A 14,548-nucleotide genomic window follows, 5' to 3' on the forward strand; every position below is an offset into this window, starting at 1 on the left:
GCAGAAGACGGCATACGAGATTTCTGCCTGTCTCGTGGGCTCGGAGATGTGTATAAGAGACAGGTACAGGGGCGATGTGGGGGCGGGCAGGGTGGTGGATTAACCCGAATGGAGTAGTTTTGTCGTGCTCCACCCGCCGTACTCTCGCTTCCGGCAGACCATCGAAGGACCGTGCGAGCGGGCCACCAGGCGATGAGGTGATGGACATGCAGCAATCGTTGAACGGAGACGTTCCGGAGTCGGCTTCCGACGTCCGGCGACAGCTCTACACCGGATCGGAGCGCCCCTTCGACCCCGAGGACCTCGTGATGGCGTCGGGCCGCGACGTCACCCCCGAGCGTGTCGCCTGGGCGAGGCAGCAGATCGAGCAGAAGGGCGCCGCCGCCCTGGAGCGCTACCTCCCCTGAACCCACCACCCCCGCAGGGCCCGGCCCACCCGCCGGGCCCCCGGGCAGGACCCCGGCCACCCGCGCCGGGGCGCCAGGGGTGACGGGGGTGCCGGGGGTGCCGGGATCGGCCACCCGTGCCGCGGTCGATTGTCAGTGCGGGTGGCGATGATGATGCCCATGAACGACGCCGCTCTGCTCACCCCCGGCGACTACGCCGACGCCGTCACCGCCGCCGTCCGGGCCGCCGCCGCCTACTACACCGACGGCGCCACCCCGCTCGGCGACGACGAGTACGACGCCCTGCTGCGCACCATCGCGGCCTACGAGGAGGCGCACCCGGACGAGGCGCTGCCGGACTCCCCCACCGGGAAGGTCGCCGGCGGCGCGGTCGAGGGCGACGTTCCGCACAGCGTGCCGATGCTGTCGCTGGACAACGTCTTCTCGGCCGAGGAGCTCACGGACTGGGCGGCCGGGCTGGAGCGCCGCCTGGGCCGCCCGGTGGCCGCCTGGTGCGTGGAGCCCAAGCTCGACGGCCTGGCGGTCGCCGCCCGCTACCGCGCCGGGCGCCTCCACCAGCTGATCACCCGCGGCGACGGCCTCGCCGGCGAGGACATCAGCCACGCCGCCGACACCGTGCTGGGCCTGCCCGCCGCGCTCGCCGAGCCCGTCGACGTCGAGCTGCGCGGCGAAGTCCTGCTCACCCGCGAGCAGTTCGAGCACGCCAACGAGGTGCGCACCGCCCACGGCGCCGTCCCCTTCGCCAACCCGCGCAACGGCGCCGCCGGCACCCTGCGCGCCAAGGACCGCCCGTACCGCGTCGAGCTGACCTTCTTCGCCTACGCCGCCGTGGGCCTCGAAAGCGCCGCGGGCCGAGACACCGCCGTGGGCGCCGACACGGCCGTGGGCCTCGACGGCGACCTCGCCCACAGCGCCCTCCTGGAGCGCCTGGCCGCGCTCGGGGCCAACACCGCCGCCGCCACCGCCGCCCACCCGCGGCGCTGCGCCACGCTGGAGGAGGCCCAGCAGCGCATCGAGGAGATCGCCGCGCTGCGCTCCGACCTGCCGTTCGGCATCGACGGCGTCGTGGTCAAGGCGGACGCCGCCGCCGACCAGCGCGACGCCGGCTCCGGCTCGCGCGCGCCGCGCTGGGCCGTCGCCCGCAAGCTCGCCGCCGAGCACAAGGTCACCCGGCTGCTCGACGTCGAGTGGAACGTCGGGCGCACCGGCATCATCGCCCCGCGCGCGGTCCTCGAACCCGTCGTCATCGACGGCGTCACCGTCACCTACGCCACCCTCCACAACCCCGCCGACATCACCCGGCGCGGCCTGATGCTCGGCGACCGGGTGTTCGTCTACCGCGCCGGCGACGTCATCCCGCGCGTCGAGGCCCCGCTCGTCGACGAGCGCACCGGCGACGAACGCCCCATCGCCTTCCCCGAGTCCTGCCCCCGCTGCGGCGACGCCATCGACACCACCGAGCAGCGCTGGCGCTGCGCCCGCGGGCGCAACTGCCAGGCCGTCGCGTCGGTGGTCTACGCGGCCGGCCGCGACCAGCTCGACATCGAGGGCCTGGGCGGCACCCGCGCCGTCCAGCTCGTCGAGTCCGGCCTGGTCACCGACGTCGCCGACCTGTTCTCGCTCACCCGCGAGCAGCTCCTCGGCCTGGAGCGGATGGGCGACACCAGCACCGACAACCTGCTCGCCGCGATCGAGACCGCCCGCAGCCGCCCGCTCAACCGGGTCTTCTGCGCGCTCGGCGTGCGCGGCACCGGGCGCACCATGTCCCGCCGCATCGCCGCCCACTTCGGCTCCATGGCCGCGATCCGCGCCGCCGACGCCGAGACGCTGGCCGCGGTGGACGGGATCGGCGCGGAGAAGGCCCGGGTGATCGTCGCCGAACTCGCCGACCTCGCACCGCTGTTGGACCGGCTCGCGGCCCGGGGCGTGGGCACCGCCGTCACTGCGCCCCAGGCCCGCGTCACGGCGGACGCCGGGGCCGGCGAGGGCCCGGAAGCGGAGGCGGAGGCAGCTCCCGTCGCGGGCGGGCCGCTCGCGGGCGAGGCCGTCGTCGTCACCGGCAGCATGACCGGCCCGCTCACCGCGCTCTCCCGCAACGAGATGAACGAACTCGTGGAGCGCGCCGGCGGCAAGGCGTCCTCGTCCGTCTCCAAGCGCACCACCCTGCTCGTCGCCGGCGAGAAGGCCGGCTCCAAGCGGGCCAAGGCCGAGGAGCTCGGCATCCGGATCGTCACCCCCGACGAGTTCGCCGTCCTCGTCGCCGACCACCTGCCCCAGGGCTGACGGCCGGGCCCGGCCGACGCCCGGCCGACACCGTGTCGGCCGGGCCGGGGCGGCGGAACCGCGGTGAGCCGATCACCGTCTCCCAGGCGACGGTTCATCGTACGACAAGCAGTTCCACGGGGGGGTGGACACATGTCGGATGGCAACGTCGTCTGGTCGGTGCTCGGCTTCGTCGGATCGGCCGCGGGGGTGGCGGTCCTGGTCGCCGTGGTGCTCAGGGCCCGGCTGCGGGCGCGGACCCTGGCGCAGGGGCTGACGGCGCAGGCCCGGTGCCTGGAGACCTACCTGGCGGTGGACACCCGGGGCACGGGAGCCGAGCGGCGCACCTTCACCGAGCGGCGCGTGATCGCGGAACGCCGTAGGGGCGGAAGTCGAGAACGACTTCCGCCCCTACGATTCGGAGCGCCGGGCCCGAATCGAACGAACCCCTCCCACTGAAAGTGGGCGTGCTACCGCTGCACCACCGACGCCTGCTCCGGCAGGGCCCGACCGCTTTCGCGATCTTGTCCCGCCGACAGGAAGAACGTACCAGTCCATGATCGGAAGAAGGAAATCGGTGGTCGGCCCGCTCCCGGCCGCCGTCCTGGTGGGCGCCGCCCAGGCACCGCCCCCTTACGCTCTGGCGAGTCGTCACAGGGCCCGACGGTGTCGGGCGGCAGGCCGCGCCGGCCGGCAGGGAGAGGAATCGTGCAGGACGAAGCGGGGAGAGCGACCGCCGGGGCGGGCAGCGTGTTCCGGGCCGAGGGCGTGCCCGCGAAGGAACGGTTCGACTGCTGGCGGGAGCTGATCGGGCGGACCCGGGCCAGCGAGGTGGCCAGCCCCCACGCCGAGCGCTTCGAGGCGGAGATGCGGCGCCTGGAGCTGGGGCCGGTGACCCTCCTGCGGACCTCGTTCCCGTCCGCGCGGTTCTGGCGCACCCCGGTCATGGTGCGGCGCTCGGACCCGGAGGTGTACCACCTGACGCTGCTGCTCGACGGAGGCCTGACGCTGACCCACGGCGCCGGGAGCCGCACGGAGACCTTCGCGCCGGGCGACCTGCACATGATCGACAGCTCGGACCCGTTCGACCTGCGGGCCTTCGCCGCCCGCGCCGCCGACCGGCCGGAACGGCGGATCGAGGCCGTCGGCGTCGACTTCCCCACCTCCCTGCTGCCGCTGCCGCCGGACCGGCTGCGCCACGTGCTGGGCCGGGGCATCTCCGGCCGGGAGGGCACCAGCGCCCTGCTCGCGGACTTCCTCCTCGGCCTGGACCGGCAGGCCGCCCTCCTCGGACCGGCCGAGGCGCCCCGCCTGGGGACGGTCGTGGTCGACCTGGTGGCCGCCTGGCTGGCCCGGGAGCTGGACGCCGAGGCCGAGGTGCCGGACGACGCCCGCCGGCGCGCCCTGGTGGAGAACGTGCGGACGTTCATCCGGCGCAACCTGCACGACCCCGAACTGACGCCGACCGTGATCGCCGCCGCCCACCACGTCTCCGTCAGCTACCTGCACCGCCTCTTCACCCAGCAGTCCCAGGGCGAGACCGTCGCCGCCTGGATCCGCCGCCGGCGGCTGGAGAAGGCCCGCCGCGACCTGGCCGACCCCGCGCTGCGCACCGTGCCCGTCCACGCGCTCGCCGCCCGCTGCGGCATCCCCCGCCCCTCCGACTTCAGCCGCGCCTTCCGCGCCGCGTACGGGCTCTCGCCCAGCGAGCACCGCCACCGGGCGCTGTCCGAACACACGGACGAGCAGCCGTGCACGAACGGGTAGCCGCGCGCGGGTGAAGCCGCGGTCAGTGGACGCATTGCCAACAGGCTGTCGACGCAGTGCCAACACGGCCGGGCCGCGGCCTGGCATCGTCCACGGGGGACGGGGCGGCGGCCCGGCACGCCACGGGGGAGCGTGCCGGACCGCCGGTCTTACCAGTGCCGGTCGTACCTGTGCCGGTCGTACGGGCCCGGATGCGGGGCCGCGGGATCAGCCGCCGGTGGCCGGCGGCCTGGTCGCGGGGGGCTGCGCTCCGGCGTCCTCCCTGGCCCAGGCGCCGATGCCGAGCCGGCCGGTGGTGCCCAGGTCGAGTTCCGGGGTGACCATCACGGGGGCCGCGCCGGGGGTGGCGCGGACCCGGACGTAGGGGGCGCTCACCGGGGTGCCGTCCTCGGTGGTGTTGCGCCACACCAGGGTGGTGCGGGCGCCCTCGCCCGGGCGCAGCGCGATCTCCTGCGGCGGGTTGTCCGCGCCGGTGCCGGTGGCGATCTGGGCGCCGCCGGACAGCAGCCGTACCCCGTCGATCGGCCGGTGCTCCTGGTCGAGGAGCTGGAGGGTCGGGTAGCCGTCGAGGGTCACCGTGGTGGTGCCGCAGTTGCGCAGGTGCAGGCCGACCACGCGCAGGCCCATCGCGGCGTCGCCCTCGTCCGCGGACAGCCGCAGGCCGGAGGCCGGGCAGGGGCCGCCGGGCTGCGGGGCTTCGGCGCTGGGCACGCTGCGGACCTTGACGATCTTCACCTGCGGTACGGTGCCCGGCTTGGCCGGCCCGGGCCCGGACAGGTCGAGCCGTCCCTTCTCGGTGGTTCCGGGGGCGAGGGCCGTGACGGTCCGCGACACGTTGTCCGGTCCGCCCGGCCGGCCCGTGGCCTGGCCGAACACCACCGTGACGTCGGACGGTTCGGTGGCCGGGTTGGTCACCTCGTACTCCGCGCAGGCCGGGCCGACGGCGGTGATCCGCACGCCGTCCTGGGCGGGCCCGGCCGGTTGCGGCGCCCCGCACGGCCCGGTGCTGCCGGACGCCGGCGGGGCGCCGGCCGCACCGGTCGCACCGGTCGCACCGGTCGCACCGGTCGCACCGGTCGCACCGGTCGCACCGGTCGCACCGGTCGCCTGGGAGCCGCAGCCGGTGAGCAGGACGGCCGCGGCGACGGCCGCGACCGCGACGGGCGTGCCGGCCGTGGCGGGCCGACGGGCCGTCAGCGTTCTGGTGGGCTTTTCGAACTGGCGCATCGGCCGAGTCGATCACGCTCCGCACCCGAACGGCTGTGAGCCGGGCCACTCCCCCTGCAACAGCTCTGCAATGGTCCCGGCCCGCGGGAGGTCAGGCGCGGGCGTCGATCTTGCCCTGCAGGGCGGCGAGCAGGTCCTTCAGGCTGCTCCTCCCCGGGTACGCCCGGCGCTGACCGGGGGCGGCCGCGGCAGGCGCCGGTGTCGGCGCCTGCCGCCGCGGCGCGGGCCGCTAGGAGCGGTAGCGGTAGCGGATCCGGCCGCGGGTGAGGTCGTAGGGGCTGAGCTCCACGAGGACGCGGTCGTGCGGGAGGATCTTGATGTGGTTCTTGCGGACCTTGCCGCTGATGTGGGCGAGCACGATGTGCCCGTTGGGGAGTTCCACCCGGAAGGTGGCGTTGCGCAGGCACTCGGTGACGGTGCCTTCGACTTCGATGCCGTCTGCTGTCTTGGCCATGTCTCTTCTTTCGTAGCGGGGCGTAGCGGGGTGGTGCGGTGTGTCAGTGGCGGACGAGCTCCAGGGTGGCGCCCGCGCGGCGGGCGCCGATGCCCTCGAAGAGGGCGGTGGCGGCCGTGTTGGACTCCGCCACCTCGGCCCAGGCCGTGGCGGTGCCGTTGCGGTGCAGCGTGCCCAGCGCGTGGGCCAGCAGGGCCCTGGCGATGCCGCGGCGCTGGTGGTCGGCCCGGACGGCGAGCAGCCCGATCCGGGGTTGGCGGAGCAGTGGCGCGATCCGGAGCAGGCCGACGTACCGGCCGTCCTGGCGCGCCACCGCGTACTTCGAGGGGTCGAGCACGGTGCTGCAGGCCGGGCGGGGCAGCACCTGGGCCGGCATGGCCGGCCAGCCGATGCCGGCCTCGACCTCGGCACTGATGACGGCGTCCAGGGCGCGCAGCGGGCCCTCCTCGACCTCGCCGGCGGGCACGATGGTCACGCCCGCCGGGGGCCGTACCGTGCCGAGGCCGGTGACCTGCGGGTCGGTGGGCACGAGGTGGCCCCACTCGCGGCGTACGGGTGTGAAGCCGGCCCGCTGCCAGGCGGTCGTCGTCTCGTGGTCGGCCTCGTCGGTGACGGCGTGCAGCGGGGCCGGCAGGTCGGCCGCCATCGCCGCGGCGATGTGGTCGAAGACCGCGCCGTGCCACGCGTCGACGCTGACGAACAGCCGCCCGTCGGGCCGGCGTGCGGCGTCGCCGTGGCCGACCACGCGGTCGTCCTCCACGGCGTGCCACTGGGTGTCCGAGAGCCGGGTGACCACGAGCGGGTGGCCGTCCGTGCCCGGGACGGAGGAATGCACAGGGTTCATGGGCGTTGCCTTTCGGGAGTGCCTGCTCTGAGGCGCTCCCGGGCGACGTCTACGTCAACCGCCCACCGTGACAGAGAGGGGGAGCACCCACACGAATACCGCCTTCATGGGTCTCACCTCCTCGCGTTGTCTTCACGGCTGCGCAGACCGTAGCAGGCGCCGGTGCGCGGGCCCAACCGGTTTAACGGGCCCGGCGGTCCGGACGGGCCCCGGGTCGTCCGAGGGGTGAGACGTGCCGTCCCATTCCGGCGGGTTTCTGCCAGCATGCGGGGCATGCAGCAGCAGCTGATTACCAGCGGCAGCGTGCCGGCACCGCGCCGGGAGGAGTGACCCTCCCCGGCCCACCGCCCGCACGCAGACCTCTCGCACTCCGCGAGGGGTCTTTCTGCTTTCCCGGCCCGCCAGTCCCACCCCCAGACAGGACCGCCGCATGGAACACACCCGGCTCACCGTCACCCTGCGCCCCACCACCGGGACGCTCGCCCGCCTCGCCTCCACCCTCAACAACCACCGGGTGCTGGACCTCGCCTTCAGCACCGCGGCGCCGGCCTCGGCCAGGGCCGTCGTCCGCGTCCCGCGGCCCGAGGCCGTCCGCGTGCAGCAGAAGCTGCGCAGGATGGTCGACGTGCTCGACGTGGCCCTGGAACCGGCCTCCCCCGGCGACGGCGCGACGCCGTAGGGGCGACGGGGGCGCGGTTCGGGGGGTGGCTGCGGCGGGCGGCCCCGGGACGGAGCGGGACGGAACGGGGCAGGGCGTGACGGTGGGTCAGTAGCGCAGGGCGGCGGCGATCCGGCCGCTGTCGGCGAGGGTGCCGTCGGGGACGAAGGCGATCCGGGCGCCGGTGTCGAGGGCGCGTTCGATCACCTCGTCGACGATGTCCTCGCGGACCCCGGGCCGGCCGGCCTCGTCGGGGACGAGGTGCTCGCCCTCGTCGCGGACGGTGGCGCGGTAGTTCTCCTCGACCAGCAGCCGGTCGACCCGGCCCTCGCCGGCGGCCTGCCAGACCTCGTCCAGGCCGGCGGCGTACGCCTTGCCGCCGCGGGCCTTGTCGAGCAGGGCGAGCGCGTCGGCGACCTCGCGTTCGGCGTGGGCGCGCACGGCGGGCTCGACCACCTTGCGGACGGTCTCGGCGTCGGCCTGGGCGAGGCCGCCGTGCGAGATCTGTGCGGTGGCCTCCCTGGCGATCGGGCCGGCGGCGTCCAGCAGGGCGAGGGCCGCGGCCTCGCCGACCACGTACAGCGGGCGGGGGTCGTCGGCGAGCAGTTTGCCGAGCTCGGTCTCGGCCTGGCGCAGGAAGGTCTTGGTCTCCTCGTCGCGGAAGGTGCTGGGCGTGTCGCCGATGCGCTCCTGCCGCTCGGGGTCGGGGTTCTCGTGGACGCGCACCAGCGGGAAGCCGTTGCCGGTCTGCTCGGCGACCCGCTCCTCGGTGCCGCCCCACACCGCCACCCGGTCGGCGGCGATCGCGACCACCCAGTGCGGGCGCTCGGCGGCGTGTGCGGCGACCAGGTTGCGGGTGAGGAAGGTGTCGGACAGCACCACCCGGGCGGGGGCGGTGCGCCCGAGTGACCAGACCTGGTGCTCACCGGGCGCGGCGAGGATCGCCAGGCCGTCCTCGGCGTGCACCAGGTCGACCTCGGCCAGGGCCCGGTCGAGCTGGCCCAGGACGTCGATCCGGTCGGCGCGGGAGACCTCGGGGTCGGACTGGACCTTCTCCTTCGCCTCCGCCAGCAGGTTGCGCAGCCGGACCGGGTCCTGTGCGTCGTCCGGCTCCCGGCGGTGGGTGGGCATCAGGATCGACACGGCCGGGTAGGGCCGGGGCCGGCGCAGCTCGGCGAGGACGGCGGGGCTGAGGGCGGGGTGCATGGAGAGCCTTTCCGAAGGCGGGTTCGGCCTTCTGTGCGTGGACGCGCGAAGCCTGGCGTGCTGCTCCCGAATTGACCTCAATGTACCGATCTGCGGCTTGTACGGCGCTGTCTGGGTTCAGCTGCGCCCAGCCGCGCGAGAAGTTAGTTGTATGAGCGCTTTATGCGCTCACGCTGGTATTTCACTCCATGGCTTATCCTGGTAGCGCAACCCCTCGGGAAGGAGGCGGGCCCATGACCGCCACGGACCCTGCGCTCACCGCCCTCGCCAGCGGCTGGGGCGCCCTGTCCCTCCTGCACGGCAGGATCGAGTCGCACATCGAGCGCGCCCTGCAGTCCGGGCACGACCTGAGCGTGCGGGAGTACTCGCTGCTGGACGTGCTCAGCCGCCAGCACGACGGGGAGGGCGGGCACCTGCAGATGAAGCAGGTCGCCGACGCGGTCGTGCTCAGCCAGAGCGCCACGACCCGTCTGGTCACCCGCCTGGAGGACCGCGGACTGCTGGCGCGCTACCTGTGCCCGACCGACCGCCGCGGCATCTACACCGACGTGAGCGAGGCCGGCCTGGAGCTCCTGGCGCAGGCCCGGCCGACCAACGACAAGGCCCTGCGGGAGGCGCTCGACGAGGCCGCCGGGAACCCGGAACTGGTCCCGCTGGTCCGGGCGGTCGAGGCCGTGGACGCCTCCTCGCCCCGCCACTGACCCCGGCCCCGGCGACCCCAGCCCCTCCCTCACCTACCGCCCTCTCCCCCGACCGGGCCCGACGCCGTCCGCCGCCCCCGCGGCACGGACGCGTCGGGCCCGGTCGCGTTTCCCGGCGACTGCCCCTGGCCGGGGCGGCGCACGCCCCCGCCGACCCGACCCTGCCCGGCGCATGCCCCCTACCTGCGCTTGCACTTATCGCGCGTGTGCAACTATTGTTTGAGCACGCAAGGCGCTCACTCAAGCAATCACAGAAGGGTCGGGCCCCATGCCTCTCGCTCTCCTCGCCCTGGCCATCGGCGCATTCGGGATCGGGACCACCGAGTTCGTGATCATGGGCCTGCTGCCCCGGATCGCCGACGACTACGGCGTCTCCATCCCCCACGCGGGCCTGCTGGTCACCGGCTACGCGCTCGGCGTCGTCCTCGGCGCACCGCTGATGACCGCCCTCGGCACCAGGATCGGCCGCAAGACGATGCTGATGCTGCTGATGGGCCTGTTCACGCTCGGCAACCTGCTCTCCGCCGTCGCGCCGAACCTCCCGCTGATGCTGGCCGGCCGCATCGTGGCCTCGCTGGCCCACGGTGCGTTCTTCGGCATCGGCTCCGTCGTCGCCGCCGACCTCGTCGCCCCCGAGAAGAAGGCCGGCGCCATCGCCACCATGTTCACCGGGCTGACCGTCGCCAACATCGTCGGCGTGCCGCTGGGCACCTTCATCGGCCAGGCCGTCGGCTGGCGCACCACCTTCGTCCTCGTCGCCTCGCTCGGCCTGCTCGGCCTGCTCGGCATCGCCAGGCTGGTGCCCGACCTGCCACGCCCCGAAGGCGCCCACCTGCGCCGGGAGCTGACCGCCTTCCGCAACCCGCAGGTCCTGCTCGCGATGGCGATGACCGTGCTCGGCTTCGGCGGCGTCTTCGCCGCGATCACCTACATCGCCCCGATGATGACCCACGTCGCCGGCTACTCCGACGGCGCCGTCACCTGGCTGCTGGTGCTGTTCGGCGTCGGCATGTTCCTCGGCAACCTGCTCGGCGGCCGCTTCGCCGACCGCAGGCTGATGCCGATGCTGTACGCCTCCCTCGGCGGACTGGCCGTCGTCCTGGCGCTGTTCACCCTCACCGCCCACGACAAGGTCCTCGCCGCCGTCACCATCCTGCTCGTCGGCGCCCTCGGCTTCGCCACCGTCCCCCCGCTGCAGAAGCGGGTGCTGGACCAGGCCCACGGCGCCCCCACCCTGGCCTCGGCCGTCAACATCGGGGCGTTCAACCTCGGCAACGCGCTGGCCGCCTGGCTCGGCGGGACCGTCATCTCCGCCGGCCTCGGCTACACCGCCCCGAACTGGGTCGGCGCCGCCCTCGCCGCCGCCGCCCTCGCCCTCGCCCTCTGGTCCGCCGCCCTGGAGCGCCGTACCCCCGCGCGTACGGCCGCCCCCGCGGCCGCCGCGCCCGTGCCCGCCCACCACTGACCGCCCCCGCCCCCTCACCCCCTGGAGAAGCACAGCCATGAGCACCACCACCGCCGTCGCCCCGCTGACCACCGCCGACGCCGAGACCCTGGTCACGGCCGCCCGCGCCGCCGCCGAGGCGGCCGGGGTCGCGGTCAGCGTCACCGTCCTGGACGCCGGCGGGCACCTGCTCGCCTTCCGCCGCGACGACCGCGCCGTCCTGATCTCCGGCGAGACCAGCACCCGCAAGGCCTACACCGCCCTCCAGCTGGACGCCCCGACCGCCGACCTGGTCGACCTGGTCAAGCCGGACGGCCCGTTCCACTCCCTGCCCACCGCCCTCGACCGCCCCCTGCTGTTCATCGCCGGCGGCATCCCCGTCCACCGCGACGGCCGCCTGATCGGCGCCCTCGGCATCGGCGGCGGCGCCCCCGAGCAGGACCACTCCTTCGCCACCGCCGCCCTGGCGCAGCTCGGCTGACACCCCGACCGCCGACGCCTCGCCCACACCGGGCGGACGAGCCGATGACGCTCGCCCGAACGGTGGCGGACGCCCGGCTGGTCGCCCGCGCTCTCGCTGTCCCCGCCCGGCTGCGCGCACCGCGTGCGCGGTCCGCGGCGGGGCAACGGGCTTTGGTCCGAGGGCGCGGGCGAGCGGGCGAAGGCCCGGGCGGCCCCGGGCCCGCGGTGGGACGGGGCCCGCGGTGGTGGTGCTCCCCCGGCCGCGGGCCCGTTGTCGTCGTCAGCGCGCGTGGTGGTGGAGACGGCGGGCGGCGGTGCGGATGGCGAGGGTGTAGGGGGCGTCCAGGGCGCGGGTGGGGGCATCGAGTTCGGCGAAGGGCACCAGGGCCCGGTGGCTGTCGTCGGTGGACTGGGTCCAGGCGGTCCAGGCGTTGTGGACGTCCTCGTCGGTGACCTGCTCGCCCTTGGCCTGGAGCAGGACGGCGTAGATCCGGAAGAGGTCCTCGGAGCCCGCGGGAGGTCTCGCCTCCGAGGGCAGGCAGGAGCGGATGAGGTCGGCGATGGGATCGAGATGGCTCATGGGGCCAGTGTGCCGGTGACCAGGCTGCCGGTGAGCAGGATCACGTGGGCCGCCGCGAAGACGATCGGCACGGCCCGCTCGGTGGTGCCGAGCTCGGTGTAGTGCTTTCGCCACCGGCCGCTGCGGGAGGCGTTTCTGAGGGTGTCCCACTCGTCGGTGTAGATCCGCGCCGCCAGCTGCTCCTCCAGGCCGTTGATGACCGTGAACTTGGCGGCGTTGAGGTCCCGGTAGCTGCGCAGTTGCATCCACCAGGCGCCGGAGAGGGTGAGGCCGGCCAGCGCGACGGCCGTCGGCACCCACCACGGGGACTCGGAGAGCTTGGGTATGCCGAATCCGATGAGGGTGACCAGGGCGGTCTGGACGGACAGGAAGTAGGTGTTGGCGGTGCCCCGGCGGGCCGAGACCCGGTCGGCCATCTCCACGGCGAGCTTGTAGAGCTCCAGCAGTTCGCTTGAGCGGTTCGGGTCCGGTGAACGGTTCGGTTCCGGCTGCGTGGCCATCGCGACTCCCTCGGGCGGGCGGGACGGCGGGGACGAACCGTTCGGGTACGGTGCCGCCCCCGCCGACACTGACGCGACGTCACCTTCCCTGTGCGGGAGGGTTCTACCGGCGGCCCGGGGAAGCCGTCGCGGCGGCGGTCGCTGTGGCGGTGGCAGTCGCGGTGGCGGTGGCAGTCGCGGTGGCGGTGGCGGTGGCCGTCGCCGTGGCGGGTGGCAGGGCGTGCAGGGCCGTGAGGGCGTCCGACTCCCCCTCGGCGAACCGGTGGGCGCGGGCTGCCCGCAGGGCGGCGTCGAGGTGGAGCGCGGCCTCCTCGCGGTGGCCGGTGGCGGCGAGGGCGCGGCCGTAGAGGGTCTGCAGCAGGATGCGGCGGGCGGCGGGGAAGGAGTGCTCGGCGAGGGCCAGGCCGCGGGCGGCATGGTGGGCGGCCTCCTCGGGGGCGCCGGCCTGCAGGCACGCGTGGGCCAGGTGCTGGCGGGCGAGGGCGACGAGGTCGGCGCGCTCGGCCCGCTCGGACAGGGCGAGGGCCCGGGCCAGCAGGCCGCGCACCCGGGCGTTGCGGCCGTACCGGCCGAGCGCGACGGCCAGGTTCATCAGGGCGACGGCCTGCGCGGTGCCGTCCCCGGCCAGGGCGGCGAGGTCGGGGGCCCGCTCCAGGTGCACCAGGGCCTGCTCGTGGCGGCCCTCCTCCAGCAGGACCCACCCCAGCAGCGCCCTGGCGCGGGACTGGGCGCCCGGGTCCCGGTCGGCCTCGGCGGCGGCCAGGCCGTGTTCGAGCAGCGGCGCCCAGCCGTCCCGGACCTGCCAGACGATCAGCGGCCACTGCAGCAGGACCAGGCGCCAGGCCCGGTCGTGCAGGCCCGCGGCGACGGCCGCCTCGACCGCGCCGCGCAGGGTGTCCCGCTCGGCGGCGTACCAGGCGAGCGCGCTCTCCCGGTCCGGGAAGGGGCGCACGTCGGCGGGGCGCCGGGTGCCGGGCGGCAGGGCGCAGCACGGTTCGCTGCCGGGTTCGGCGGCGTCGCAGGCGACGATCAGGGTGCTCAGCAGGTGGTCGAGCAGGCGTGGCAGGACCTCGGTGTCGGTGTCGCCGGGCAGGCTGCGGGCGTAGAGGCGGACCAGGTCGTGCAGGGTGTAGGCGTCGCGGCCGATCTCGACGATGAGGTGGGCGGTGGCGAGTTGGCCGAGTGCTTCGGAGGCTTCGGCGGGGCGGCAGTCGGCGAGGGCTGCGGCGGTGCGGCTGTCGAGGGTGGTTCCGGTGTGCGCGCCGAGGCGGTGGAACATCCGGCGGGCCGGTTCGGACAGGTGCTGGACGGTGAGGCCGAGGGCGGCGGCGACGCTGGTGTCCTCCATCTCCAGGATTGCCAGCCGGCCCTGTTCGTCGGCCAGTTCGTCGGCGAGCAGGGCCAGGTCGCGGGAGGGTCCGGTGGCGAGGCGGGCGGCGGCCAGGCGCAGGGCGAGCGGCAGGCCGTCGCACAGGCCGGCGAGGCGGGCGGCGGCTTCGGGTTCGGCGGCGACGAGGTCGGCGCCGAGGGTGGCGGCGAGCAGGGTGACGGCTTGTGGGGGCGAGAGTTGGGTGAGCGGGACGGGGCGGGCGGCGTCGGAGGCGACCAGGCCGCCGAGCCGGTCGCGGCTGGTGACCAGGGTGACGCAGCCGTCGCCGTCGGGCAGCAGCGGGCGGACCTGGTCGGAGCGGCGGGCGTTGTCCAGGACGATGAGCATCCTGCGGTCGGCGGTCAGTTCGCGGTAGCGGGCCGCCATGGCCTCGGGGGTCGCGGGCATCTGCTCGGCGGGCAGGCCGAGGCCGAGGAGCAGTTCGCGCAGGACGGCGGGGGTGGAGCGTTCGGGCAGCGGGCTGTGGCCGCAGAGGTCGACGAACAGGCGGCCGTCGGGGAAGTCGGCGTGGCGGTGGTGGGCCCAGTACTGGGCGAGGGTGGTCTTGCCGACCCCGGCGCCGCCGGTGACCACGGCGATGGCGCCGGGGCCGGTGGTGGCCCGGTCGAGCGCCTGTCTCTTATACACATCTGACGCTGCCGACGAG

The 14,548-nt window shown here is 74.9% G+C and carries 14 protein-coding genes and 1 tRNA gene; 7 read left to right on the top strand and 8 right to left on the bottom strand.

Translation table 11 applies throughout. From position 1 onward, the window contains the following. The first annotated feature begins 206 nt into the window (after window positions 1–206). Both OP86_RS30410 and ligA read left to right on the top strand, forming a co-directional pair. Complete coding sequence (locus tag OP86_RS30410) at window positions 207–407, top strand: hypothetical protein (RefSeq protein ID WP_030061356.1); 201 nt, start codon at window positions 207–209, stop codon at window positions 405–407. A gap of 153 nt (window positions 408–560) precedes the next feature. Beyond that, a complete protein-coding gene (ligA, locus tag OP86_RS30415) occupies window positions 561–2,690 on the top strand; it encodes an NAD-dependent DNA ligase LigA (RefSeq protein WP_425337770.1) in 2,130 nt (709 codons plus the stop codon). Between the two features lie 401 nt (window positions 2,691–3,091). Here the strand turns inward: ligA and OP86_RS30420 are convergent. Further along, window positions 3,092–3,160: transfer RNA gene (locus tag OP86_RS30420), tRNA-Glu, on the bottom strand. A gap of 217 nt (window positions 3,161–3,377) precedes the next feature. Between OP86_RS30420 and OP86_RS30425 the strand changes: the two genes are divergently transcribed. Continuing rightward, on the top strand, window positions 3,378–4,436 hold the full coding sequence (locus OP86_RS30425) for an AraC-like ligand-binding domain-containing protein (RefSeq protein WP_051831025.1): 1,059 nt from the start codon (window positions 3,378–3,380) through the stop codon (window positions 4,434–4,436). A gap of 207 nt (window positions 4,437–4,643) precedes the next feature. Here the strand turns inward: OP86_RS30425 and OP86_RS30430 are convergent, their stop codons facing one another. From OP86_RS30430 to OP86_RS30440, 3 genes are all read right to left on the bottom strand, one after another. Further along, window positions 4,644–5,663, bottom strand: a complete 1,020-nt coding sequence (locus tag OP86_RS30430; RefSeq protein WP_078653679.1) for a DUF4232 domain-containing protein — start codon at window positions 5,661–5,663, stop codon at window positions 4,644–4,646. Window positions 5,664–5,892: 229 nt separating this feature from the next. Next, window positions 5,893–6,117 carry a translation initiation factor IF-1 gene (infA, locus tag OP86_RS30435; RefSeq protein WP_033334069.1) on the bottom strand — a complete coding sequence of 75 codons (225 nt, stop codon included), beginning with the start codon at window positions 6,115–6,117 and terminating at the stop codon, window positions 5,893–5,895. 43 nt (window positions 6,118–6,160) lie between these two features. Further along, on the bottom strand, window positions 6,161–6,961 hold the full coding sequence (locus OP86_RS30440; RefSeq protein WP_030061345.1) for a GNAT family N-acetyltransferase: 801 nt from the start codon (window positions 6,959–6,961) through the stop codon (window positions 6,161–6,163). Window positions 6,962–7,391: 430 nt separating this feature from the next. Here OP86_RS30440 and OP86_RS30445 point away from each other — a divergent pair, with 430 nt between their 5' ends. Next, window positions 7,392–7,640, top strand: coding sequence for a hypothetical protein (locus OP86_RS30445; RefSeq protein ID WP_030061343.1), 249 nt, complete (start codon window positions 7,392–7,394; stop codon window positions 7,638–7,640). 87 nt (window positions 7,641–7,727) lie between these two features. Here the strand turns inward: OP86_RS30445 and OP86_RS30450 are convergent, their stop codons facing one another. After that, window positions 7,728–8,825: a baeRF3 domain-containing protein gene (locus OP86_RS30450; protein WP_030061342.1), complete on the bottom strand. Its 1,098-nt coding sequence runs from the start codon at window positions 8,823–8,825 to the stop codon at window positions 7,728–7,730. A gap of 233 nt (window positions 8,826–9,058) precedes the next feature. Between OP86_RS30450 and OP86_RS30455 the strand changes: the two genes are divergently transcribed. The 3 genes from OP86_RS30455 to OP86_RS30465 all read left to right on the top strand — a co-directional run bounded on the left by OP86_RS30455 (window position 9,059) and on the right by OP86_RS30465 (window position 11,451). After that, complete coding sequence (locus OP86_RS30455; protein ID WP_030061341.1) at window positions 9,059–9,526, top strand: MarR family winged helix-turn-helix transcriptional regulator; 468 nt, start codon at window positions 9,059–9,061, stop codon at window positions 9,524–9,526. A gap of 268 nt (window positions 9,527–9,794) precedes the next feature. Continuing rightward, on the top strand, window positions 9,795–10,991 hold the full coding sequence (locus OP86_RS30460; protein WP_030061340.1) for an MFS transporter: 1,197 nt from the start codon (window positions 9,795–9,797) through the stop codon (window positions 10,989–10,991). A 37-nt stretch (window positions 10,992–11,028) separates the two neighbouring features. After that, window positions 11,029–11,451, top strand: coding sequence for a GlcG/HbpS family heme-binding protein (locus OP86_RS30465; protein WP_030061339.1), 423 nt, complete (start codon window positions 11,029–11,031; stop codon window positions 11,449–11,451). A gap of 261 nt (window positions 11,452–11,712) precedes the next feature. On the opposite strand, the gene OP86_RS30470 is transcribed toward OP86_RS30465, so the two are convergent. From OP86_RS30470 to OP86_RS30480, 3 genes are all read right to left on the bottom strand, one after another. Further along, complete coding sequence (locus OP86_RS30470; RefSeq protein WP_030061337.1) at window positions 11,713–12,012, bottom strand: DUF7701 domain-containing protein; 300 nt, start codon at window positions 12,010–12,012, stop codon at window positions 11,713–11,715. Then, entirely contained in the window at window positions 12,009–12,512 is a 504-nt protein-coding gene (locus OP86_RS30475) for a RipA family octameric membrane protein (protein WP_030061335.1), read from the bottom strand. The genes OP86_RS30470 and OP86_RS30475 overlap by 4 nt, the downstream gene beginning before the upstream one ends. Window positions 12,513–12,615: 103 nt before the next feature. After that, window positions 12,616–14,548 (bottom strand): NB-ARC domain-containing protein (locus tag OP86_RS30480; protein ID WP_245231839.1); only part of this gene is annotated, 1,933 nt, incomplete at its 5' end.

Source organism: Streptomyces novaecaesareae, assembly GCF_000716875.1.
Lineage (GTDB): Bacteria > Actinomycetota > Actinomycetes > Streptomycetales > Streptomycetaceae > Kitasatospora > Kitasatospora novaecaesareae.